The following is a 23,931-nucleotide window of genomic DNA, read 5'->3' on the forward strand; positions in this document are numbered from 1 at the left end:
TAAGCCTCCTCTTCGATAGTGCAATCGACTTCACGGTGGCCAAATAATGAGCGATCAATGGCGCAAGCGCTGGCAAGAAGGGCGTATTGGCTTTCACCTGCAGCAGGCGCACCCGGCGTTGCTGCGTCATTGGGCGTCGCTTGGTGTTGCTAAAGGCACCAAGGTATTGGTGCCGCTGTGCGGTAAAAGCCTTGATATGCGCTGGTTGGCAGACGAGGGTTATCCCGTTCTGGGAATTGAGTTTGCCCCGGAAGCCATTGAGCAGTTTTTGGCTCAGCGTAGCACATCGGTATCTCGCTACCGTCAGGCAGGTTTTACGATTTCCCGCCAAGGCAGCGTGGAGCTATGGTGCGGGGACTTTTTTCACCTGCATATCCAGCAAGCCGCCGAGATCGGGGCGTTTTATGATCGCGCCTCGCTGATAGCGTTGCCACCTGCAACAAGGCAGCGCTATGCGTTTCACCTTGCTCAGTTGGTGCCGCCTGGTGCCAAGGGTTTGCTGATTAGTTTGTCGCATTCTGATGGCAGTGCTGGGCCGCCTTATAGCGTGCCCAAAAGTGAAATCGAAAGCCTATTCACCCCCAACTTCACGCTGACGTTTCTGGAAGAGGGCAGCCCTGATGAGCGTGGCCGAACGGAAAGCGTATGGGCACTGGAACGACGCGGGCCGCGGCTCTAGAAGTAAAGAGGCGCAGCCCGTGTTAAAGGTGTTTCTATAAAGGTGTATCTTAGCGTGCGAGTAAATTGCCCAGTTCTGGATCGCTAAAGGCGCGGTTCATGCCATCGCTAAGTAGATCGCTAAGCATCCGTGCGTTGCTGTCGGCATCGGGCTTAAGGGCGTAGCCCTGCGTACGGCGCGAGGTGTAGGTGCCCGTATAGGTAGTGCCCTTATTTTTAGCAATAGCGCGGAAAACGCCTTCAAGACGCGCTTCATCGACCAGCGGCTGACCACTATCGCCTCGGGCGTAGTTCAGACTAGCAAGCTCCAGCGTTAAGCTCGGGCGGCCCTCGGCCTGCTCGGTGGTGGGGCTAAAGCCCATATCGCGTACCGCGCGCTCAGCTTCTTCTTGTAGGCGCGGAATTAGCTCGTGGCTGCTCACGGTAATATGCGCCGTTGACATGCCGCCGCCTGCTCGGTTGCCAATGATGTCGCTATCGCGTCCATCCTGGGCAATCACAGTCACCTGCTGGCCTGAGCCAACTTGCGGCACCTGGGCACTGCGTTCAGGGCTGAGCTGTAAATATTGAGGGCTGGTGCAACCGGCAAGCCAAGCACTGGCAAGTAGTACACCCGAAATCCGTAAAAAGTGACGCCGAAGCATGGTCTTCCTCCGCTATGGCTAAAACGCCAGTATAACGCGGGTAGCGCGTTGGCGGTATGTTCTGGCGATGCGGCTTTGCTCAATCACTTCCGATGTCTCACTCTATATTGCCTTTGCACACTGTTGTGAATGCGAAAGCAGTGAAACAAGCTAGCTCGTTAGGCTGTTTTTCTGAGAATCGGGACTCACGATTAGCCAAACGGAAAGTAAAATGATCAAAGAGCCAAGTAAGAATCCGCTGGAAATCGTTTCATCAAGGATTAAAAAGCCCCATAACACAGCGAAGGGTGGCACCAAGAATGTAACGGTGAGCGACCGTAACGGCCCAATGTCGGCGATCAATCTAAAATAAAGGATATAAGCGAGGGAGGTGCATAAAAAGCCGACTGCGAACAGGCTGATCCACACATCACCTTGAAGCCAGTCAATGCTGGGGCCAGATGAAATATTCCAAAGCAAAAAAGGGCTGAGAAAAGCGGTAGCGCCTATTTGACTGCCAAACGCAACCAGCGTTGAATCCAGGCCACCCTGTTGGGTTATCCACTTGCGGGTAAGAAAGCCAGCAAAGCCGTAACCAATAGTGGCTATCATGCAGGCAGCCACGCCAATATAGATGTTGCCAACGATACTTGAGTCACCCACAGTGGTGATAACAGTGATGCCAACAATTCCTAGCGTTACGCCCAGCCATTTTTTTATAGTTAAACTCTCGCTAAAGATAAAAAAGCCAATCATGGCACCTGTTAAAGGCGTTGTCGCATTTAGAATCGCTGAATAGCCAGTAGGTAGTAGTGTTGCTGCTATGCTGTACATAAGAAATGGGATGCCTGAATTTATAGCACCCAAAATCAAAATTTTGCCTAGTTTGCCTCTGAACGCCAGACTTTTACGTATGATAACGATGATAAAAGCCAAACCAATAAGGCCAAAAAAGACTCTAAAAAATGCTGTGTTGATTGGGCCTATCGCCGGTGAGGCGATTCTCATAAAAAGGAAGCTTGCTCCCCAGATAGCGGCTAGCGACAGCAGTCGTATATAGTCTATTGCTCTCATTTTATGTCCCTTTTCAAGATTTTCTCTTAGCCTCAAGCCGCTAAGTGATGGTTGGCTTTTTTAAGTTTTTTACCTGGAGTGGTCAGGGTGTTTCTTGGTTTTTTGCTCCATGGCAATGCAGTATTGGCTTTTGATAGCATCGAAAAAAACCCGTTTCTTGCTCTTGTTGCGTGTTTTTAAACCGGAATGTGAAGGCTTATGGTTTGAGGCGTCGGGGTTGGCTTCGTGCCACGGGGCGGCTAGCGCCGCTTTCCGCGGCTTCGCGCATTAGAGGGGGTAAAATGGATCTGTTTGAAAACGACGAGATGAAGTTGATTAATCTGCTTCCAAGGGATGGTGAGGTTTACTACCACGGAAAAGTCTTGGATACAGTTACCGCCGATATGTATCTGGATAAGTGCCTAAGCGAATTAACCTGGGAGCATGATCGTGCGTTTATTTACGGCAAAGAGATCGTTACAAAGAGGAAAATAGCCTAGTATGCGGATAAGCCGGTTTCCTATACATACTCAGGATATACAAAGATGGCGTTAGTATGGCCTGATTTTTTACGAGAGATTAAGCAGGTGGTGGAGAGCCACTGCGGGGAGATGTTTAATTCGTGTCTGGGTAATTTTTATAGCTCAGGCGATGAGGGCATGAGCTGGCACAGTGACGCCGAAAAAGACCTTGTTGAGAGTGGATCAATCGGGGCGTTGAGCCTAGGCGGCGCAAGGAAATTCTCGTTTAAACATAAGCCAACAGGGGAGAGCGTGTCGCTTAATCTAGAGCACGGCAGTCTGTTAATTATGAAAGGCACCACACAGAAAAATTGGCTACATAGCCTGCCTAAAACCAAGAAAGATGTTGAGCCACGGGTGAGCCTGACCTTTAGGCAAATGCGTTTTTGAGCTAATGCGATGAAACGTCAACGCTAGCTGCTCCATTTAGGGCAGCTAGCGCTTCCGCAGCGTTATGCCACGCGGCTTTGCTCCGTCGCTTTCGACTCAGCTTTGGGAAAGCGTCGCCAGTGGCGGGGGTGGGCGAATAAGCGTTGCCCTCGGCGTAGCGCCAAGTGCTCAAAGTCAGTATGGCGCACGGTAGCAAGCCAAGGCTGGGCGAGCCAATCCGCCTCTAGCTCTACGCGCACTTCTGCGCCCACCGGCGAAATCGCCGTGATAGTGACCGGTAAATGGCTTTCAGAGGTGGGTTGCTCGGTGAGGCGCACTTCATGGGGGCGTAGCAGCAGCTCTTCATGGCCATCAGGCAGATCCACGTGCCAATAGGCGTCGCCACAGGTAAGTACGCCGTTGGTCACTTTGCCTTCCAGATGGTTTACATCGCCTAGAAACTCAAACACAAAGCGGTTTTTGGGCTCCCGGTAGAGCTCATCGGGAGTATCAATTTGCTCAATACGGCCGTTACTCATGACTACGACGCGGTCGGAAAGCTCCAGCGCCTCTTCCTGGTCGTGGGTGACAAAGACGCTGGTGAAATTGAACTCGTCATGCAGGTGGCGCAGCCAGCGGCGTAACTCTTGGCGCACTTTGGCATCAAGTGCACCAAAAGGCTCGTCCAACAGCAGTACTTCCGGCTCCACTGCCAAGGCGCGGGCTAGCGATACTCGCTGCTGCTGGCCGCCGGAAAGTTGGGCAGGGTAGCGGTTGGCGAGGTGCTCCAGCTTGACCATTTCAAGTAGCCTAAACACTCGGGCGCGAATCTCACCGCTGCTGGGGCGGCGTTTACGCGACAACACCGTCAGGCCAAAGGCCACGTTGTCGTAGACACTCATATGGCGAAACAGCGCGTAGTGCTGGAAAACAAAACCAATCCGCCGATCGCGCACATGTACATTAGTCACGTCGCGGTCACCGAACAAAATCTTGCTGGGCTGTGCGGTGCGGTCGGCATTTTCCAAGCCAGCAATAATCCGCAGCAGCGTCGTTTTGCCCGAGCCCGAAGGGCCAAGCAGGCCGACCAGCTCACCTTCGTGAATATCCAGGTTGATTGGCTCTAACGCCTGGGTTGTGCCGAAGTGCTTAGCAATGTTGTGTAAGTGAATGCTCATGCAAATGCCTCCCGGCGCGCTGCGCGCCATTCCAGCCCGGCCTTGGCGGCGAGCGTCAGTAGGGCAATAAAGGCGAGTAAGGCCGCGCAGGCAAATGCCCCCACGGCATTATAATCCTGATACAGCTGCTCAAGGTGCAGTGGTAGCGTATTGGTCTTGCCGCGTATAGCGCCGGAGACCACTGAAACAGCCCCAAATTCCCCTACCGCACGGGCGTTGGTAAGGATAACGCCGTACAGCAGTGCCCAGCGGATGTTGGGCAGCGTGACGCGCCGGAAGGTCGTCCAGCCGGTAGCGCCAAGCGTTACGGCTGCTTCTTCTTCACGGGAGCCTTGGGCCTGCATCAACGGGATCAATTCCCGGGCCACAAAGGGGCAGGTAACAAAAATAGTCACCATGAGGATGCCCGGCCAAGAAAACATAAGCTGAATATCATGGCCGTCCAGCCAAGTGCCGATCCAGCCGTTGCGGCCATACAGCAGCAAGTAAATCAGACCCGCGACAACGGGAGAGACCGCAAAGGGGATATCGATCAACGTTTGCAGAATGCGACGCCCAGGGAAGCTGAAGCGCGTGACCAGCCACGCTAGGGCAACGCCAAATACTAGGCACACAGGAATGGTTAGTAGCGCAATCATCAGCGTCAGACCAATCGCGTGCAGGGTGAAGGTGTTACTGACGTTCGACCAGAAAACCATAACGCCCTGGGAGAACGCCTGGGCAAAAATGGCCACCAGCGGCAGCAGTAAAAACAGTGCTGACAGCACCAGAGCGGCACCTATCAGCAGGCGCCGGATAAGCGGCGCATCACCAATTCGACGCATTACCCCTTACCTCCATGCAGGCGGCGCACAAAGCGGCCCTGCCAAATATTAATGGCCAGTAGCAGTGCCAGCGAGACAAACAGTACCACTGAAGCAATCGCCGAGGCCCCCGCATAGTCATACTCTTGCAGTTTAACGAAAATCATCAACGCGGTGATTTCCGTTTCATAAGGCATATTACCGGCGATAAAAATGATTGCTCCGAACTCTCCTAGCGAACGAACAAACGCCAGCCCCGTTCCAGTCACCAAGGCAGGCCAGATATGCGGCAAGATCACGCGGCGAAAGGCCACGCCGTCGGTAGCACCCAATGACATAGCTGCTTCATCGACTTCCACTGGCATATCTTCCAGCACCGGCTGCACTGTGCGCACTACAAACGGGATACTGGTAAAGGCCATGGCCAGGGCGATACCCACCCAGGTGTAAGCGACTTGAAACCCTAGCGGCTCCAGCAATCCACCCATCCAGCCGCTACTGGCATAAAGGGTTGCCAGCGTAATGCCTGCCACCGCGGTGGGTAGCGCGAAGGGGAGATCCATTAAGGCATCGAGTAAGCGCTTGCCAGGGAAGTCGTAGCGAACCAATACCCACGCCAGCAATAAGCCAAATATGGCGTTGATAATCGCCGCAACGGCTGCCGCGCCAATGGTGACCATATAGCTGGCAACTACGCGCCCTTCGGTGATGATTGCCCAGTATTCGGCAAAGCTAAGCTCCGCTAACTGACCGAACAGACCCGTAATCGGGAGCAGCAGCACCAGCGAGATAAACAGCACGCTGATACCCATAGAAAGGCCAAAACCCGGCAGCACACGGGTGCTGCCGGTTCGCCAGGAGGCAAGTTGACTCATAGTTCAGGCTGGCTCATGAGTGAATATTAGCGGCGCTGTAACTGGTCGAGAAGGCCACCACCCTCAAAGTGGGTCTCCATGGCTTCATCCCAGCTACCAAATACCTCGTCTACTTCAAGCAGCTCGGTTTCCGGGAACTGGTCGGCGAACTCTTCGACCACGGTTTCGTTATGCACTCGGTAGTTGAAGCCTGCCAGCAGGCGCTGAGTCTCTTCTGTGTAGAGGTACTCAAGGTAGCTCTGGGCCAAATCGCTGTTACCGTTGCGCTCAGCATTTTCACCAACAACGGCAACGGGGAACTCGGCCAGGATGCTAACGGGTGGCACGATGACTTCGTAGTCGTCACTGCCATACTCTTTGCGAATGTTGTTGACTTCAGACTCGAAACTAATCAGTACATCGCCAATTTCACGCTCGATAAAGCTGGTGGTTGCGCCACGACCGCCGGTATCGAATACCGCCACATTGGCTAGGAAAGTGCGCATAAACTCTTCGATTTGCTCTTCATCGCCATCGAACTCGTTCTCGGCAAAGCCCCAGGCGGCTAAGTAGGTATAGCGGCCGTTACCCGAGGTTTTCGGGTTGGGGAAGACCATTTGTACATCTTCTTTAACTAAGTCGTCCCAGCTCTCAATTCCTTTAGGATTGCCTTTGCGCACTAGGAAAGCAGTGGTGGAGTAGTAGGGGGAGGCATTGTTCTCAAACGCATCCTGCCAATCTTCGGCCACCAGCCCCGCATCGGCGAGTACCTGCACGTCGGTCACCTGGTTAAAGGTCACCACATCGGCACGTAGACCCTGAAGGATGGCACGGGCTTGTGCGGACGAGCCGCCGTGAGACTGGCTAATGGCAATCTCTTCCCCGTGCTCTTCCTGCCACCAGGCTTGAAACTCAGGGTTGATCGCAGCAAACAGCTCGCGAGCGATATCGTAAGACGAGTTGAGTAGTTCACGCTCTTGGGCGGCGGCGGTTCCACTTACCGTAACGCCTAACGCAATGGCAATCAGGCTGCGGCGGAAAATTGTTGGCAGTGCCATAAAGAAACTCCTTAAAAGCAGTAAGCGCTTAATGTCGCGATATTGGCAAGGTTAAATCTATCAATGTGGAATTACAATCATGTTTTATATTCTATTTAAGAATATGTGTGTGATGAGATGCGAGACGCGGATACGTGGTTCTGCTAAGCGGCTCTGATAAGATAGCGGCTTTGCTCCCTTGCCTGCACACCCGCGGGTATATCGAGTGTCTACACTTCACTTCGTCTACTGATTGATAAGCAGGAATGTAATATGACCGCTGCGCAGAACTTCTTGATTGCCCCCTCTATTTTATCAGCTGACTTTGCCAGGCTGGGTGAGGAGGTGGATAACGTGCTGGCTGCTGGCGCGGATGTGGTGCACTTCGATGTTATGGATAATCATTATGTGCCCAACCTGACCATTGGGCCAATGGTGTGTAAGGCCCTGCGTAAGCATGGCGTCACGGCGCCCATCGACGTGCATCTCATGGTTAAACCGGTAGACCGCATGATCAGCGACTTTATTGAGGCGGGCGCCAGCTATATCACCTTTCATCCGGAAGCGTCTGAGCACGTTGATCGCTCGCTGCAGCTGATCCGTGATGGTGGCTGTAAAGCCGGCCTGGTATTTAACCCGGCCACGCCGCTCTCCTATCTTGACTATGTGATGGATAAAGTTGATATGGTGCTGCTGATGAGCGTCAACCCAGGTTTTGGTGGGCAATCCTTTATCCCCGGCACGCTGGACAAGCTGCGTGAAGCACGGGCGCGCATTGATGCCTCAAAATTTGATATGCGCTTGGAAATCGACGGTGGGGTGAAAGTGGATAACATCGCCGAGATCGCCGCAGCGGGCGCCGATACCTTTGTGGCGGGTTCCGCCATTTTCAGCGCCCATCAGGCCACCGACCCGCACGGCTATGACACGGTGATCAAGCAGATGCGAGCGGCGCTGGCTAAGTAATAAGTAAGTGTCGTTTAGTGCAATTTCATGCGCGGTTTTAAGTAACGATTAAGCTTGTCGACCAGCCAGGCCAGCCCCGTTTTCGGCGCCCCATGAATAGATAGCTGGTGCATGCGGTAGAGCGATGCATAGGCTTGGCGAGCCAGCCAGCCCTCTAAAAACAGGCCGCGGGAGGCAGAGCTTCGCATCAAATTACCTACCGCATCGTAGCGGGCCAGCGATACCAGTGAGCCGTGATCGCGATAGCGGAAATCGGCTAGCGGTTTGCCTTCCAGTTTATTGACCAGGTTTTTGGCGAGCAGCTTAGCCTGCTGGTGAGCCGCCTGGGCGCGAGGAGGCACCGTGCCGCTTTCACCCATCGGACAACTGGCGCAGTCGCCTAGAGCAAAAATTTTCTCATCATCGACGCTTTGTAGGGTGCTTTTTACTTCAATTTGGTTTTTCTTATTTGTTGTCAGGCCTAGCTCCGCCAAAAACGGCGGCGCTTTGATACCCGCTGCCCACACGTTGATATCGGTCTTGATCACTTCATCGTCACCGGTGACCAACTGATGCGCCTGAGCTTCTTTAACGGCGGTATCGGTATGGACGGTTACGCCCATGCTCTCAAGCTCTGTTTTGACAGTTTGGCTGACCCGCTCGGAAAGCCCTGGAAGCAAGCGCGGTGCCGCTTCCAGTAGGTGTACGCTGATTTGCTGGTGATCAACGGACGTCACCCCATAGGCATTGAGCATGCGCGAAGCGTCAAATAATTCGGCCGCAAGTTCTACCCCTGTTGCACCGCCGCCGACGATGCCAATGGTTAACTGAGTATGTTGGCGTAGGTTGGGGTCGGTATAGCGCAGAAAGGTGTTGATCATATCGCGCTGGAACGCCTTGGCCTGCTGGGGCGAATCAATAAAGTGGCAGTGCTCCGCCACGCCGGGCGTACCGAAATCGTTGGAAACGCTGCCTATGGCCATGACCAGATAGTCATAGGCAAGCTCGCGGGCGGGTAGCACCTCTTGGCCATCTTCATCATGAATCGGCGCTAATTGCAGCGTCTGCTGCTCGCGATTAATGCCGGTTAGCGAACCACGCTGATAACGGTAGAAGTGAGCCGATGAATGCCCGCGAAGATCCACCTCGTCCATGCTGGAGTTCAGTACACCGGTAGCCAGTTCGTGGAGCAGCGGTTTCCATACGTGGGTGGTATTGCGATCCAGCAGCACAATTTCTGCGCGTTTGCGCTTACCCAAGGTGCGACCTAATCGTGTGGCAAGGGCTAAGCCGCCAGCACCGGCGCCGACAATCACGATTCTGGGAGTGGGCATATGACTACCTCTTTAACTAAATTAGCCCCAGCATAGAAGGTTCTGACGCGTCTGACTAATGCGAACGTGTGCTTTGAGCAGGTAAAATGGTTTTTAAATCAAAATGGGGCAGAGCGCATTGAAAATACATCCAAGTCACTACTCAGAACGACACCCCGTGCTACAGGGAAAACGGTTAATTGCCTTCGACTTGGACGGAACGCTGATCGATTCAGTGCCCGACCTTGCCGCCGCCGTGGCACGCACGTTAAGCGAGCTGGATTTACCCGAGCCGAATGAGACAAAGGTGCGGGATTGGGTTGGCAATGGCGCGCCGGTATTAGTGGAAAGAGCCCTGACCTGGGCGTTAAAAGCAGCGCCTGAGCCAGCGCTTCTTGAACGCGGTTATGATGTGTTTATGGCACACTACGGCGCTGCGCCCAATACCCTGACAACGCTCTACCCGGGAGTAAAACAAGCCCTACAGGCGCTGCACCAGCAAGGCCTCACACTGGTGCTGATTACCAATAAGCCCGAACGCTTCATTGTGCCGCTGTTAAATCACTTCGAGCTGCTGAACTATTTTACCCTATGGATCGGCGGTGATTCTTTGGCCGAAAAGAAGCCCCATCCATTGCCGCTGCTCCACGCTGCGCACCATTGTCAAGTACCGCCAGCTGAATGTGTAATGGTCGGCGATTCACGTCACGATATGGCAGCTGGAAAGGCGGCAGGCTTTACTACTCTGGCGCTGCCCTATGGTTATAACCATGGGGAGCCGATAGAGAATAGCCATCCCGACCTAGTGCTCAGTTCGTTAACTGAGTTGCTGTTGAGGACACCTCGGCCGACAAAGGTAATTGATTAGTTTTGGCCAGCCGCTTATTCAGCCGTGGCGCCTCCTAGTGCGGTATGCATCACTTCAGCGTTATGGTGCAACATGTCCGAGTAGTTGGCAGCAGGGCCATCTTCACCGCTCAGCGAGTCGACATACAGCGGGCCGGCTAGTGGCAGTGAAGCTTCCCGAGACAGGGCGTCCATATGGATACTAGGTGTGGTGCTTTCAAAAAACAGCGCAGGGGGGCGTTTTTCGGTAAGCTGTTCGCTGATCTTGGCCATTGCCTGGGCACTGCCTTGGGTCTCGTGGTTAACGCCCCACACCCCTTGAGCATCAAAGGCATAGGTGCGGGCAAAGTAACCAAAACCTGCCTCGCTGGTCAATAATGTGCGGTTAGTTTGTGGAATACCTTCAAGCCGCTCTTTTACCGCTTGGTTAAGATTATTCAGCGCCTTGCGCGCCTCGTCAGCACGGGCATAAAACGCAGCGGCTTGATCGGGTAAGTGCTCGGCCAGGGTCTCAGCAATGACATCGATGTAGGCTGCAGCGCCCTCTGGATCCATCCACATGTGCGGGTCTGGCTCGCCTTTATACTGCCCGGTGGAAATCGTCAGCGGCGTATAGTCGGCCTTTTTAGCCACTTCCACTAGCGTTAGCTGGTCGTCAGACATCGCCTCAACATGGCGTATCCAAGGCTCTAGTCCAAGCCCGTTATAAAACACAACATGTGTCTCTTCTAACGCCAGCACGTTGGGAGGTGTTAGCTCCCAGCGGTGAACATCTTCTCCCCGTGGCACGATGACATTGACGCTGACAGCGTCGCCCGCCACTCGTTTGACCAGCTCCTCCATGACTGAAAAGGAGGCAATTACGCGCAGTGTTGTGTTGGCATAAGCTGGCGCAGCGCTTATCAACGCGATGAATAAGAGCGCCCACGCCCAGGTAAACCACTTTGACATCCCACGCTCCTAACTAGCTAAAAAACTATCGAAAAAGACGGCAGATAATAAAGACTGCGGTGGCCCGTTGCCAGTTCCACTGCAATGCCAGGCCGCAAGAAGTATTGCCCAAGGAAGGATTCCCTCAATGGATAAGTGCCACTATGCTGAACACTAATACACCCCTAAGCATAGCGTGCCTTATGACTGACCGAACGGTTTCTTCTTTGCGGCGTCGCCATGGCCCTCCCCAAGGCTGTGATCTATCGCACTAGTGCTGTTGGTCTAAAGGGGGGCCTGGGTGACACTTAACCCCTGCAAGGGAGTGCTCGGTTGCGGTATCATCACCTTATTAGTGGTTTTATCCCTGGTCGAACTGACGCAATGGAGTAAGTGGGGCAATGGCGCAAGCTCAGTCGGTGCACAAACAGCCAGCACAGGAACAGTCAGTGCCGAAAGTGGTGATGATCGATAATTACGACAGCTTCACGTTCAACATTGTCCAGTACCTGGGTGAGCTTGGAGCGCAGGTGAACACTCACCTCAATGACGATATCACCATTGAGCAGATCGAAACGCTGGCGCCGACGCACCTGGTGGTGTCACCTGGGCCCTGCACCCCCAATGTAGCGGGCATTTCCATGGCTGCCATCAAACACTTTGCAGGCAAGCTGCCTATTTTAGGCGTCTGCCTGGGCCATCAGGCGATTGGCCAAGTGTATGGTGGCAAGGTTGTGCGCGCGCCGCAGGTGATGCACGGCAAAACTTCTGCCGTGCATCACGCTAACCAAGGCGTGTTTGAAGGACTGGATAACCCGGTTGAGGTTACCCGCTATCACTCCCTGGTGGTCGATAAAGCGAGCCTGCCCGACTGTTTACAAATCACTGCCTGGACAGGCGATGACGACGTAACCCCCGGTTTAGTCATGGGGTTTCGTCACCGCGAGCTGGATATTGAAGGGGTGCAGTTTCACCCCGAGTCGATTCTTACCCGCCAAGGCCATGAGCTGTTGGCCAACTTTTTAAAACGCGGCTAATGGCCGGTTTCACACGCTTTTAGGGGCCCCTCTGCTCATGCAAATGCGAGATGCGATTAATGCGGTGATGCGCCGCGAAGACCTTTCTTTCGATGCCATGCACGCTTTGATGCGTCAGATCATGACCGGCGATGCAAGCGATGCGCAAATTGGTGGCCTGCTGGTAGGCCTTGCCATGAAGGGCGAAAGTGCCGTTGAAATCAGCGCTGCCGCCCAGGTAATGCGCGAGCTGATGAAGCGCGTTGAGCTGCATGCTGAAAACGTTGTCGATATTGTCGGCACCGGTGGCGACGGCGCCAACCTGTTTAACGTTTCCACCGCCGCCAGTTTTGTCGCCGCTGCCGCTGGTGCCCATGTGGCCAAACATGGCAACCGAAGCGTTTCGTCTTCATCGGGCAGTGCGGACCTGTTTGATGTGGCGGGTATCTACCTGGATCTTAAGCCTGACCAGGTAGCGCGCTGTATCGAGCAGGTGGGTGTAGGCTTTATGTTTGCGCCCAACCATCATCCGGCCATGCGCTATGCCATTGGCCCGCGTCGTGAAATGGGCGTGCGCACGCTGTTTAATATTTTGGGCCCGTTGACCAATCCTGCTGGTGCTCCCAATCAAGTACTTGGTGTTTACGCCCCAGCGTTAGTGCCATTAATGGCGGAAGTGTTGAGAACCTTGGGCAGCCGCCACGTGATGGTCGTTCACTCCGAGGATGGCCTGGATGAGATATCTCTGGCCAGCCCCACCTTGGTAGCCGAGCTAAAAGAGGGTGAGATTATCCAGTACACCATTACGCCTGAAGAGCTGGGTATAGAGCGCCAGAGCCTGGCAACGCTGAAAGCCGCCAGCGCCGAAGACAGCCTGCGTTTGGTCAAGGCCGCGCTTTCCGGTGAAGGTGCCGCTGCCGATATGGTCGCGCTAAATGCAGGGGCCGCGCTCTACTGTTCGGGCGTCGCGGATACGTTAAAAGAGGGTGTGATGGTAGCCCAGGACGCGCAAGCGTCTAAACTGCCGCTCGAGAAGCTTAGAGAGCTTTCTCACTTCACCAGCGTGTTTAAGCAATAAGTTTTTCAGCGTAAGTTCTTAAATAAGAAGAGATCAACATGACCCAACAGGCAACGCCGACTATTTTAACGCGTATTCTTGCTCGCAAAGACCAAGAAGTGGCTGAGCGCCGTCAGGCTGTTTCAGAGGCGGATTTGCTCGCGTTAGGAGAGCAGCAGAGCTCCCCGCGTGGCTTTATTGAGGCGCTTAATACGTGCATCGCAACAGGTGATCCGGCGATTATCGCCGAGGTGAAAAAAGCCTCACCTTCAAAAGGCGTTATTCGCGAAGAATTTCACCCCTCGGATATCGCCAAAAGCTACGCCCAGGGCGGCGCTGCCTGTCTCTCCGTGCTTACCGACGCCGATTTTTTCCAAGGCCATGAAGACTATCTAATTGCCGCTCGGGACGTCTGCACATTGCCGGTGATTCGCAAGGACTTTATCACCCATGGCTACCAGGTCTGTGAAGCGCGGGCGATTGGTTCGGACTGTATTCTGCTGATTGTTGCCGCCTTGGACGATGCACAGCTGCGCGACCTGCATCAGCAGGCCATTCAGTTGGGTATGGATGTGCTGGTCGAGGTGCACGACGCCAACGAGCTTGAGCGTGCGCTGGCGCTGGATCTAAAGCTGGTCGGCATCAACAACCGTAATCTGCATACCTTTGAAACCAGCCTGAATACCACCCTGGATCTGCTGCCGCGCATTCCAGAGGGTGTTACGGTGATTACCGAGTCGGGTATTCATACCCGCGATGACGTTGAGCTAATGCGCGACCATAACGTTAATGGTTTTTTGGTTGGCGAAGCCTTTATGCGCGAAAGTGATCCAGGGTTGGCACTTAAACGGCTCTTCTTTTAGACAACGTTTAGGCAGCTTGCCTTTTGGTTTTCCAACTCAGCACGGCAACGGTAAGCGCTGGCAAGAAGGTGACAGTGACGATCGCCGTGCCGAGCAGCCCGAATAGCACAATGGCCCCAACGCCGCGGTAAAGCTCGGTGCCTTCTCCAGGCAGAAACACCAGCGGCGAAAGGCCGCAAAGGGTAGTGAGAGTCGTCATGGCGATAGGCCTTAAACGGCTCTCCACCGCCTCTTGAACGGCTTCACGAACCCCCATGCTCGCCGTGCGCAGATTCTCTCTCGCCTGATGAACAACCAATATCGGGTTGTTAACCACTGTCCCCATCAGAATCAAAAAGCCCAGCATGGTGATCATATCAAACGGCTGGCTGATGGCATTTAAGCCAATTTTTGGCAGCTGAGCTCCCACGGTATTCATTAGCCATAGCCCCACAATTCCCCCAGCGGCGCCTAATGGAATAGTGGCGAGGATAAGCAGCGGATAACCCCAGTGGGCAAAAATTGCCACCAGCAGCAGATACACAATAGCTAATGCAATTAATGCATTGCCGGTAAGCGCTTGGCGTGTGGCGTCTAACTGATCCCCCGCGCCGGTCACGCTGACGTTAATGTTGGCAGGGATTGCGCCCTCATTTCGCAGTGGTTCAATCACCTCGCGCTGCATACGCTCGATACCGGCTTCCAGCGCCACGCTGCGAGGTGGGATGACGTCTAGCGTAACACTGCGGCGACCATCTACCCGGCGTAGCGTAGCCGTACCCACCGTCTCGCGAATTTCGGCGAGGGTATTGAGCGGAACGCTTACCCCTGAGGGCGTATGGATAGGTAGGGTGGCGAGGGCATCCAGGTCTATATCGCCTGCCTCGGGGCCGTAGCCGTAAAGGTCGATTTTCTCGTCGTCGAGATAGAAGTCATCCAGGTAGGCGCCGTTGGTGAGCACCGCGACGGTGGTGCCCAATTCGCTGGTATCCAGGCCGACTTCTGCCGCGCGCTCCCAATTGGGATATACCTCGATCAGCGGCTGGCCGAGCTCCAGGGCGGAGGGCCGCGACTGAATGCGTGGGTTGTCGAACACTGTCGCGGCGCGCTGATAAATCGCATTGGCGGTGGTGTAGAGTTCGTTTAGATCGTTGCCGGCAATATCCAGCGTGATGCTGCGCGTTCCGCCGTCGTTGCTGGAGATAATCGAGCCACGGGCGGCAAAGGCGCGCATATCCGGGTACCTTTCAAAGCGCTGGGTGAGGGCGTCCATCAAGGCTTCAATATGGCTGGGGTCGATGGTTTCTGCAATGATCCGCAGGCTTTGAGCTTCGGCTTGAATGCCCATGGTGCGAATCGGCGGGATGTCGGTGTCGCCGCGCTCGAAGCGCTCCGGCTCAGCGCCCACATGGTGCTCCAACTCCTGTTGCAGGGTTTGGGCAATCGCATCCATGGTAGCTAGGTTGTAACTCGCCGGTGCGTTCATGCTGGCAAAGGTTTTGGCTTCTTCGCCTTCGGGCAGGTACTCCGCCGGGGGCGTCAGCCAGGCAAAAATACCGATACCCCCCAAGATGCCCAGTACGATGGCGAGAAAGCGCCGGGAAGTGGTGCGAATCATGCCATCAACCACCCACAGGCAGCCGCGTATCCAGCGTGGCGATGACTTTGAAGTGCTTTCCTTGCCGCGAAAATCGATATGCGCGCCCAGGGTGGGAATAACGGTAATGGCGACCACCATGGAGACAATAATCGAGGTTGAGATGGCCACCGCAATATCGGAGTAGAGCTGCCCGGCTTCTTGCTGAATAAAGAAGATGGGCACAAAGACTAAAATAGTGGTCAGCGTTGAAGCGAGCACTGCAGGCCATACTTGCTTAACGCCCTCAAGAGCCGCTTCAAAGCGCGCCAAGCCTCGGCGGCGCTGGGTCTCAATGCTCTCCAGCACCACGATGGTGTTGTCTATCGTCATGCCAATGGCGAAAGCAACACCCGCCAGCGAAATGACGTTGAGCGTGCGCCCTGCCAGCAGCAGACCTAGAAAGGCGGCGATGGTGCAGATAGGAATGCCGATGACCCCGGCCAGGGTGGCGCGGGCAGAGCGCAGGAAGGCATACATCACCAGAGTAGCAAACAGCGCACCCAGGCCCAGGTTGACCCAGACATTGGCAATCGATGACTCCACGTAGCGCACGTCGTCGCTGGAGAGGGTCATGCGCATGCCCTGCTCGGCTAGCAGACCTTCATTAAGCGCCGCGACTTCGTCGAGCATGGCGCGCTTGATATCGATCACATTGGCGCCCGGTTCACGGCGCACCTGCACGCTCAGTACCGGCTGTCCATCTGAGCTGTAAGCACGGGAGGTGAGTTCGGCGTAGGATTGGCGCATCACGGCAACATCGCTCAGCCGGGTAACCGCGTCGCCGTCGCGGATGAGAATCAACGCTTCAAGGCTCTCAACATCCTCAAAGCGGCCCACGGTGCGCAGCAGGTAGCGGCGTTTGCCGCTCTCTAGGTTGCCACCGGAGACATCCTGATTGCGGGCCTGAAGGGCGGCCTGAATATCAGCGATACTCAGTTCACGGGCGGCTAGCGCTTCGGGGTCGATCAGCAGCTGCATTTGTCGCTCTGCACCACCGGAAACCGTGACTTCCGATACGCCGGCAACGCTCTCCAGGCGCGGACGGACGTTAACTTCCAGGTAGTCGCGCATGGCGGGCATATCAAGCTGGCGCGGGTTGCCCTCCCGAGGGCCAACGTTAAAGTACATGAAGGCGTTGGCGGAAAAGGAGTTGGCGACGATGCGCGGCTGGTCGACGTTGTTGGGGTAGGAGGGCACCTGGCTGAGCGCGTTGTTAACCCGAATCAAGGTTTCGGTGAGATCGACGCCAAACGGGAACTCCAGCTCGATTTCGGCGCTACCGCTGCTGGCGGTGGACTCCATGCGCTGGAGGTTGGGCACATTACGCAGGAACTCCTCCTGCTCGATCAGGATATCCTTTTCAATATCCTGCGGCGTCGCTCCCGGCCATTGGGTCTCGATACCCACCACGCGGGTTTCCAGGTCGGGAATCATCTGTACAGGGATGCGCCAGATGGCGGCGATACCCAGAATCAACAGGATCAGCGTAATAACGCTAACCAAGATGCCGTGACGAATAATGGCGGCAAACATAGGTGGGGCGGGCTCCTTTAGTCGTCGCTCAGGGACACGGTTTGCCCCTCTTCAAGCCGCTCATTACCGACGACGATAACGCGGTCTCCTGCTGATAGGCCCACATTAACGGCGACCTTTCCTTGGTAGCTGTCGCCGATCTCAACCCGCTGTTCGAACGCCTGCCAAGTATCATCGCTCTGGCGAGCTAGCCAAACGCTGACGCTGCCATCCGGGCGTCGAACGAGTGCATCCCGCGGCACGCTGGGGCCGCTTTCGCCGTTAAGTTGCAAACGGCCTTCCACGGCCATACCCGGCAGCATCTCCAGTGGCGTTTCCGGCGCCGCACGAAGCAGAAACTGCCTTGAACTGGCATCGAGGGGAATACGCGCGAGGGTGCGCGCCGGGTGCCAACGATCGCTGCCTTCTAAGCGAACCTCTAATTGAGAGCCTTCAAAGCGTTGGTAGGCAGAGAGCGGCACCGAGAAATCTAAACGAAGTGAGGCTAAATCGACCAGGGTGAGCAGGGTGTCACCGGGGTTGACCCATTCACCGACATTGCTCTCCCGGTGGGTGACCATGCCGTCAAAGGGCGCGCGTATCTGGTGACGCTCAAGCTGTAGCTGGGCCAGCTCGTAATCCGCTCGGCGCGCTTCAAGGGTGGCCTGGGCCGCTGCTAAAGCGCTTTCACGCTGGCGGCGTTCACTGGCGGCAAAGTTCTGCGCTGAGAGCTGGTTGGCTTCCCTCACCAAGCGTTGCGCTTCGTCTCGCTCGGCTTCGGCTTGGGATAGATCGGCGCGGGCGCGCTGACTTTCCAGGCTAATATCGCGGGTATCAAGCGATAAAAGAGGCTGGCCTTGAGTGACGGTGTCGCCCATCTCAACCGTGAGCTCGCTGACCTGGCCTGCTTCAGTACTCGATAGCAGCGAGGTGCGTGGGGCGCTAACGCTGCCGGTCAACGGCAGCACCTCTATCCGTGGAGAGTCGGCCACCACCTGCGTCTCAACACGGTTTTCCTGAGCGACAGCCATGGCCCCCATACTCAGGGTTAAAACAGCGCTTGCGCCTAGGCGAGTCAGGGAGGGAAGTAGAGATAACAAGGCAGCTCCTGAAAAATAACAGTCAATAAACAGCGTGACAGCTTTCTGCACCGCACGCTGTTAGCTCTCTCAACGTTATACAAGCTTTAGTGTTTGTACAAACTTTAGCTGCGCTTTAGGGCAACGAGTAGCGCCTGCAAAGGATGTAGCAGAACTTGTTCAGAGTAGCGTTTTACCTGGCTGCGGCAGGAATAGCCCGTGGCTAATAGTTTGCCTGCGTTCTCCACTGCCTCCACCTGGGGCTGCCACGACTGGGCGTAGATAGTTTTGGATGTGGTGGTGTTGCGGGTTTCATGACCGTAGGTGCCCGACATGCCGCAGCAGCCGGTGGCCATCAGCTCAAGCTCTAACCCAAAGGCCGCGAACACTTGCTGCCATGCTTTAGGGCTACCTGGCGCGTTGGTTTTCTCGGTGCAGTGGGAGAGCAGCTTAAAGCCTGGGTCGGTTGGCTTGAACTGGTTGGGCGCTAGCGTGTTTATACGGGTCGCCAGCCACTCCTGCAGCATCAGCACCTCAGGTACGGCTTCATTGCCTAACGCTTTGACGTACTCTTGGCGATAGGTGAGCGTCATCGCCGGATCAATGCCCACCATGGGGATATCAAAGCGGGCCAGGGTGCGTAGCCGTTCGGCCTGTTTGGCGGCGGTGCGCTCGAAGGCGCCCAGAAAGCCCTGCACCTGGAGCGGTTTGCCGTTAACCGAATAGGGCATCACGAACACGCGTAGATTGAGGCGTGATAGCAGTTCCACCACGTCCATCACCAGCTTGGCTTCAAAGTGGGTGGTGAAGGCGTCCTGAACAATAATCACGCTGTTGGCGCGCTGTTGATCGGTTAACAGGGCCAGTGAGAGCGGTGTTGCCTCGGCGACGCCCCAGGCGTTCAACTGCTTTTTAACACTGGCCCGCGAAAGCGCTGGTGAATCGCTCATGCCCAAGGTGCGGCGCATTAGTTGCTCTACCCAGCGCTGGCCAATCACGGCGTTATACAGCGGTGCGGCTTTGGCCAGGGTAGGCAGCATAAACTCAGTGCCGCCAATCACGTAATCGCGAATCGGGCGCAGGTAGCGGCCGTGGTAGACCTCCAAGAACTGCGAGCGGAACTGGGGAACGTTGACCTTGATCGGGCACTGACTCGCGCAGGACTTACACGCCAGGCAACCCGCCATGGCATCATAAACTTCATGGGAGTAGTCGTGGTGCTGCTTGCGGCTGAGAGTGTTCGCTGCCCGCAGCGGAAAGCGTTTAATAAAGCCCCAGCCGCCTTCGGCTTTCTTCTTACGCGACTCCTCAACAACATCGATTCCCGCCTGGGTCTGCAGGCGCAGCCATTCGCGGATCAGGCTGGCGCGGCCTTTGGGCGAGTGGCGGCGATCACGCGTCGCCTTCCAGGAGGGGCACATGGGGTCATCGAGGTCGTAGTTGTAACAGGCTCCGTTGCCGTTGCAGTACACCGCAGCGTCATAGGCTTGCCAGGCACGCTCGTCGATGGTGCGGTCAAACTGACCGCGCATGGGCACGCCATCGACCGTCAACAGATCGGGGTCGCTATCCTTGGCGATTAGCTCGTTGCTTTGAGGCTTACCCGCGGCCCTGGGCGGGTTAGAGAGAGGCGAGGCGATCTTGCCAGGGTTAAGTTGGTTATAGGGGTCGAAGGCGGCTTTTACCCGCTGTAGGCTGGGGTAGAGTTCGCCAAAGAATTTAGGTGAGTACTCCGAGCGCACGCCCTTACCGTGTTCGCCCCACAGCAGGCCACCATATTTCTGGGTAAGCGCCGCCACTTCATCGGACACCGCGCGAATCAGTTTTTCCTGTTCGGGATCCTTCATATCGATGGCGGGGCGCACGTGCAGTACACCGGCGTCTACATGGCCAAACATTCCGTAGGCGAGGCCTCGGGCATCCAGCGCGGCGCGGAACTCGGCGATATAGTCCGCCAAGTGCTCCGGCGGTACGGCGGTATCTTCCACAAACGGAATGGGCCGTTTCTCGCCCTGCACATTACCGAGTAAACCCACCGAGCGCTTGCGCATGGCGTAGACTTTCTGGATCTGCCCACGCCCCTCTGCCAGGGTGTAACCCAGCCGCTCTACGGTGGTGTCTTGGCTTAAGTGCTCGGTGAAAGCGCGCACCCGCTCGGCGAGGGCGCTCTCATCATCGTCATTAAATTCGATCAGGTTAATGCCACGAATCGCCGTGTTAGCGGTCGCCGGGAAGAACTCCGCCACGCTGTCCCAGACGAAGTCCTCCATGGCCAACTGCAGCACGGTGTCGTCGATGGTCTCTATGGAAGTAGGGCGCAGCGCCTGCGGCTGGGGTTGTAGCGCCTGCGGCTGGGGTTGTGAAGTGCTAGCGGCCATCAGCGCTTTGGCATCCCGCAACGCATCCATAAAACTGGTGTAGCGCACATTGACCAGAGTGGAGTGCTTGGGAATCGGCAGCACATTCAACACCGCTTCGTTCAGAAAGCCCAGCGAACCTTCCGAGCCGCACAGCAGGCTGTTGAGGTTGAGCTGCCCCTCGTCGTCGCGCAGGTGGGCTAAATCGTAACCGGTCAAGCAGCGGTTGAGCGGCGGGAACTTGGCTGCAATCAAGTCGTGCTGCTGGTCGATAATCTCGGCGGCGGTGGTATGTACGCGGCCAAGAATGCCTTCCAGCAGGCACTCCGCCTGCTCTTCTTCCGATGTTAAAGCGCGGCTGTGAAGGTGCTTTCCACCGATCAGAATAGTATCGAGCTCCAGCACGTGATCACGGGTTTTGCCGTATTCGCAGCTGCCCTGGCCGCTGGCATCGGTAGAGATCATGCCGCCTATGGTGGCGCGGTTGGAGGTCGAAAGCTCCGGGGCGAAAAACAGCCCATGGGGTTTGAGCGCGGCGTTTAATTGATCCTTTACCACGCCCGCCTGAACGCGCACCCGCCGCGCGTCCACATCGATCTCTAGGATCTGATTCATATGGCGGGAGACATCCACCACGATGCCATCGGTGAGTGACTGGCCGTTGGTGCCGGTGCCGCCGCCTCTGGGCGTTAATACAATGCTGCGATGAGTGGTTTGCGCGGCCAGCCGGGTAAGGCGCTCTAGGTCTTCGGCATGCTTGGGGTAGACCGCCGCCTGGGGCAGGCGCTGGTAAATCGAGTTATCCGTTGCCAGCACCGTACGGTTGGCATAGTCGGGGGCGATTTCGCCTTCAAAACCGCGCGTTTTAAGAGCCTGTAAAAAACGTACATACTCATTGCCCAAGCGTGCGAACGGGGCGGTACGGGTGTCCAAGGATGCAATCATAGTTGATCAAGCCGTCAGTGCCGGGGGCGCATTAAAAGAAGACCGTTACTTTACCGCAGCGGCTGCCCCGCTGCATCTCACTGTCGCGCTTTACACTGCATCTTACTCTGCTCCCAGGGCCTCTTTTACCAGCGCTAATGAGGCATTCGACATCGGTAGCTTCAAGGCTAGTGCATGGGCGCGGGGTGACATTTTGCGCCAGGTCATCTGCACAATGCGCACCATATGGTCGTGCTCGATCTTGCGCGAGAAATCGGCAAAGTAGTTCTCTAGAAATACCAGGCAGGCGCAATCTTCCAGCGCTTGTACATCGGGATCGCGACCCAGGCCTTTCTTGCCGATTATCGTTGCGGCTCGGATGGCATCTTCGTCTGCATAGCCTGCGTCGCGCATTAGCTGAGCGGTGGTATCGCCTGCGCGCTTGCCCTGGTCGCGCCGCCAGGTTAAGTAGCCTACGCGCCCTTCGGGGTACTCCTCACGCGGCACTAACCAGCGCTGTAAGTGCTGGGCGCGTACGGCTAAGCGCAGCACCTCATCTGGGTTGTCATGCACGCGGTCTAGCCAGTCGCTCATGCGCTGAGCATAGGCCAGTTCCTGGGGCATGGACGTGCCGTCGGCAAGCGTCGTGGAGCGTGGATCCTCAGCATGCAGGGCATCGATGGCGTCGAGCGTTTGATCAAAAGCGGTGGGCATAGCTGCGTTGCTCGTCTAGAAATGATGCTAATAGGTTGCCGAGAAACCGTGCGAATCACAACTGCTGTATGGCAGGGGAAGGCTATGAAGGGAGCGCGCAGAGCCCGCTGCTAAGCACAGCGGGCATCGAATATAGCTAAATAGTAGCGCCAGGATCAGCGGCGGTTGTAGATCTCTTCGTTGAGCTCACCCTCGCTTTTACCTACCAGGGTTGTCACCATTAAATCACCGGCGACGTTGACGCTGGTGCGTGCCATATCAAGGATACGATCAATCCCTGCGACCACAGCGATGGCTTCCAGCGGCAGGCCAACCTGTGCCATGACAATCGAGAGCATAATCAAGCCCGCGCCCGGTACGCCCGCCGTGCCAATGGAAGCCAGCGTGCCGGTGGCAACGATCATGCCGTAATCCATCATGCTCAAATCAGTGCCGGTCATTTGGGCGATGAATAGCACCACCACGCCCTGGTAAAGCGCGGTACCGTCCATGTTAATGGTGGCGCCCACGGGCAGCACAAACCCGGATACCCCCTCGGAAACGCCCAGGTTTTTCTGCGCACAACGTATAGATACTGGCAGGGTGCCTGCAGAAGACGCCGACGAGAACGCCACTACAATAGCGTCCAGGCTGCCCTGCAAATAGCGCATGGGGTTTAGCCGCCCCAATAGCGAGATCAAGCCCGAGTAGATCACTAGCACGTGAAGAATGCTGGCCAAGTACGCCACGCCAATCAACTTGGCCAGCGGCAGCAATATTTCTAAACCGTACTGTCCGGAGACGTGGGCGATTAAGCCAAATACACCGAAGGGCGCAAACGCCATCACAATGCCGGTGAGCTTGTACATTGCCTCGGCAAAGCTATCGAAGACCTTCATGACCGGCTCGCCTTTATCGCCGATCAACGTCAGCGAAATACCCAAACCAATGGCAAACACAATGATCTGCATAATGTTGCCGTTGGCCAGGGCGTCCAGCGGGTTACGCGGTACTAAGTTAACCAGGATAGAGACCAGCGATGGCGCTTCGTTAGCGGCCACTTCAGAGTCAAAACTTAAATCAACGCCCACGCCCGGCTGCAGCAGGGTGGAAAGTACCATACCGATCGAGATCGCAAAGGCGGTGGTGACCAAATAGAGTGTAATGGTACGCGCGCCAATACGACCCATTTTCTGGGGGTCGCGCATAGAGGTAATCCCCACCACCAGAGTGGAGAACACTAGTGGCACAATGAGCATCATAATGGCGTTAATAAAAATATCGCCCAGCGGTTTAAACACGCTGGCGGTGTCACCTAACAGCGCACCTGCCAAAATACCCAACGCCAAGCCAGCGAGAATCTTCTTCCATAGGGCAATTCGTCGCCACCAGGCAAACTTTCCTTGCTGTGCTGTCTCCTGCACTGCGCTTCTCCTGTCAAAAGTGTTAAAACCTATTATTTATCGATTCGCCAGACGAATCGGGGGCACTCTATCACTTTTGGCTAATGGGTTGGGATGGGTATGCCGAGTGGTCATAGCACATACAGTCGATTCGATAACTGAACCTTGCTTAGCGATAGTGCAAACTTATTACGTGCCGCTACCTTCTAGCAGCGCTATGCGCTGCATTCGCGGGTGCGCCGTAGGCTTACCCAATGGG

At 55.8% G+C, this 23,931-nt stretch carries 20 protein-coding genes and 1 pseudogene; 8 read left to right on the top strand and 13 right to left on the bottom strand.

Going from position 1 to position 23,931, the window contains the following annotated elements; genetic code table 11:
- Positions 1-46 precede the first annotated feature (46 nt).
- Positions 47-679, top strand: a complete 633-nt coding sequence (locus HZU72_RS20735) for a class I SAM-dependent methyltransferase (protein ID WP_180095533.1) — start codon at positions 47-49, stop codon at positions 677-679.
- 49 nt (positions 680-728) lie between these two features.
- Here HZU72_RS20735 and HZU72_RS20740 read toward each other — a convergent pair whose 3' ends face one another.
- Positions 729-1,322 (bottom strand): YajG family lipoprotein, encoded by a 594-nt coding sequence (locus HZU72_RS20740; protein ID WP_180095535.1) that lies wholly within the window; start codon positions 1,320-1,322, stop codon positions 729-731.
- Positions 1,323-1,472: 150 nt separating this feature from the next.
- The gene (locus tag HZU72_RS20745) at positions 1,473-2,375 is read right to left on the bottom strand and encodes a DMT family transporter (RefSeq protein ID WP_180095537.1); all 903 of its coding nucleotides are present in this window, start codon (positions 2,373-2,375) and stop codon (positions 1,473-1,475) included.
- A 281-nt stretch (positions 2,376-2,656) separates the two neighbouring features.
- Between HZU72_RS20745 and HZU72_RS23925 the strand changes: the two genes are divergently transcribed.
- Both HZU72_RS23925 and HZU72_RS23930 read left to right on the top strand, forming a co-directional pair.
- Complete coding sequence (locus HZU72_RS23925) at positions 2,657-2,854, top strand: alpha-ketoglutarate-dependent dioxygenase AlkB family protein (protein ID WP_235976196.1); 198 nt, start codon at positions 2,657-2,659, stop codon at positions 2,852-2,854.
- 21 nt (positions 2,855-2,875) lie between these two features.
- Positions 2,876-3,265: pseudogene (locus tag HZU72_RS23930) on the top strand (alpha-ketoglutarate-dependent dioxygenase AlkB family protein); the annotation flags it as partial.
- 62 nt (positions 3,266-3,327) lie between these two features.
- Here the strand turns inward: HZU72_RS23930 and HZU72_RS20755 are convergent.
- The 4 genes from HZU72_RS20755 to cysP are packed head-to-tail and all read right to left on the bottom strand — an operon-like array spanning position 3,328 to position 7,137.
- Complete coding sequence (locus tag HZU72_RS20755; RefSeq protein WP_138800521.1) at positions 3,328-4,422, bottom strand: sulfate/molybdate ABC transporter ATP-binding protein; 1,095 nt, start codon at positions 4,420-4,422, stop codon at positions 3,328-3,330.
- Positions 4,419-5,246 carry a sulfate ABC transporter permease subunit CysW gene (cysW, locus tag HZU72_RS20760; protein ID WP_009287981.1) on the bottom strand — a complete coding sequence of 276 codons (828 nt, stop codon included), beginning with the start codon at positions 5,244-5,246 and terminating at the stop codon, positions 4,419-4,421. Before cysW ends, HZU72_RS20755 begins: the two co-directional genes overlap by 4 nt.
- The gene (gene cysT, locus HZU72_RS20765; RefSeq protein ID WP_009287982.1) at positions 5,246-6,100 is read right to left on the bottom strand and encodes a sulfate ABC transporter permease subunit CysT; all 855 of its coding nucleotides are present in this window, start codon (positions 6,098-6,100) and stop codon (positions 5,246-5,248) included. The genes cysW and cysT overlap by 1 nt, the downstream gene beginning before the upstream one ends.
- A gap of 26 nt (positions 6,101-6,126) precedes the next feature.
- Positions 6,127-7,137 carry a thiosulfate ABC transporter substrate-binding protein CysP gene (gene cysP, locus HZU72_RS20770; RefSeq protein WP_180095539.1) on the bottom strand — a complete coding sequence of 337 codons (1,011 nt, stop codon included), beginning with the start codon at positions 7,135-7,137 and terminating at the stop codon, positions 6,127-6,129.
- A 252-nt stretch (positions 7,138-7,389) separates the two neighbouring features.
- Between cysP and rpe the strand changes: the two genes are divergently transcribed.
- Complete coding sequence (rpe, locus tag HZU72_RS20775) at positions 7,390-8,082, top strand: ribulose-phosphate 3-epimerase (protein WP_180095541.1); 693 nt, start codon at positions 7,390-7,392, stop codon at positions 8,080-8,082.
- Between the two features lie 14 nt (positions 8,083-8,096).
- Here the strand turns inward: rpe and HZU72_RS20780 are convergent, their stop codons facing one another.
- Complete coding sequence (locus HZU72_RS20780; RefSeq protein ID WP_180095543.1) at positions 8,097-9,395, bottom strand: NAD(P)/FAD-dependent oxidoreductase; 1,299 nt, start codon at positions 9,393-9,395, stop codon at positions 8,097-8,099.
- A 103-nt stretch (positions 9,396-9,498) separates the two neighbouring features.
- Here HZU72_RS20780 and HZU72_RS20785 point away from each other — a divergent pair, with 103 nt between their 5' ends.
- Positions 9,499-10,242, top strand: a complete 744-nt coding sequence (locus HZU72_RS20785; protein WP_180095545.1) for a phosphoglycolate phosphatase — start codon at positions 9,499-9,501, stop codon at positions 10,240-10,242.
- A 14-nt stretch (positions 10,243-10,256) separates the two neighbouring features.
- On the opposite strand, the gene HZU72_RS20790 is transcribed toward HZU72_RS20785, so the two are convergent.
- Positions 10,257-11,171, bottom strand: coding sequence for a metal ABC transporter substrate-binding protein (locus HZU72_RS20790; RefSeq protein WP_180095547.1), 915 nt, complete (start codon positions 11,169-11,171; stop codon positions 10,257-10,259).
- Between the two features lie 380 nt (positions 11,172-11,551).
- Between HZU72_RS20790 and HZU72_RS20795 the strand changes: the two genes are divergently transcribed.
- From HZU72_RS20795 to trpC, 3 genes are read left to right on the top strand one after another with little or no spacing between them, the layout of a single operon-like run.
- Entirely contained in the window at positions 11,552-12,187 is a 636-nt protein-coding gene (locus HZU72_RS20795; protein WP_180095549.1) for an anthranilate synthase component II, read from the top strand.
- 37 nt (positions 12,188-12,224) lie between these two features.
- Positions 12,225-13,244, top strand: a complete 1,020-nt coding sequence (gene trpD, locus HZU72_RS20800) for an anthranilate phosphoribosyltransferase (protein WP_180095551.1) — start codon at positions 12,225-12,227, stop codon at positions 13,242-13,244.
- A gap of 38 nt (positions 13,245-13,282) precedes the next feature.
- Positions 13,283-14,086: an indole-3-glycerol phosphate synthase TrpC gene (gene trpC, locus HZU72_RS20805; RefSeq protein ID WP_180095553.1), complete on the top strand. Its 804-nt coding sequence runs from the start codon at positions 13,283-13,285 to the stop codon at positions 14,084-14,086.
- Positions 14,087-14,093: 7 nt separating this feature from the next.
- On the opposite strand, the gene HZU72_RS20810 is transcribed toward trpC, so the two are convergent.
- The 5 genes from HZU72_RS20810 to HZU72_RS20830 all read right to left on the bottom strand — a co-directional run bounded on the left by HZU72_RS20810 (position 14,094) and on the right by HZU72_RS20830 (position 23,693).
- Positions 14,094-17,237: an efflux RND transporter permease subunit gene (locus HZU72_RS20810; protein ID WP_180095555.1), complete on the bottom strand. Its 3,144-nt coding sequence runs from the start codon at positions 17,235-17,237 to the stop codon at positions 14,094-14,096.
- A gap of 17 nt (positions 17,238-17,254) precedes the next feature.
- Positions 17,255-18,316, bottom strand: coding sequence for an efflux RND transporter periplasmic adaptor subunit (locus HZU72_RS20815; RefSeq protein ID WP_235976198.1), 1,062 nt, complete (start codon positions 18,314-18,316; stop codon positions 17,255-17,257).
- A gap of 104 nt (positions 18,317-18,420) precedes the next feature.
- Positions 18,421-21,597 (bottom strand): D-2-hydroxyglutarate dehydrogenase YdiJ, encoded by a 3,177-nt coding sequence (gene ydiJ, locus HZU72_RS20820; protein WP_180095557.1) that lies wholly within the window; start codon positions 21,595-21,597, stop codon positions 18,421-18,423.
- A gap of 102 nt (positions 21,598-21,699) precedes the next feature.
- Positions 21,700-22,290, bottom strand: coding sequence for a DUF4202 domain-containing protein (locus HZU72_RS20825; RefSeq protein WP_180095559.1), 591 nt, complete (start codon positions 22,288-22,290; stop codon positions 21,700-21,702).
- A 155-nt stretch (positions 22,291-22,445) separates the two neighbouring features.
- Positions 22,446-23,693, bottom strand: a complete 1,248-nt coding sequence (locus HZU72_RS20830; protein ID WP_180095560.1) for a dicarboxylate/amino acid:cation symporter — start codon at positions 23,691-23,693, stop codon at positions 22,446-22,448.
- Between the last annotated feature and the right edge of the window lie 238 nt (positions 23,694-23,931).

Source organism: Vreelandella sedimenti (assembly GCF_013416325.1).
Classification (GTDB): Bacteria; Pseudomonadota; Gammaproteobacteria; order Pseudomonadales; family Halomonadaceae; genus Vreelandella; species Vreelandella sedimenti.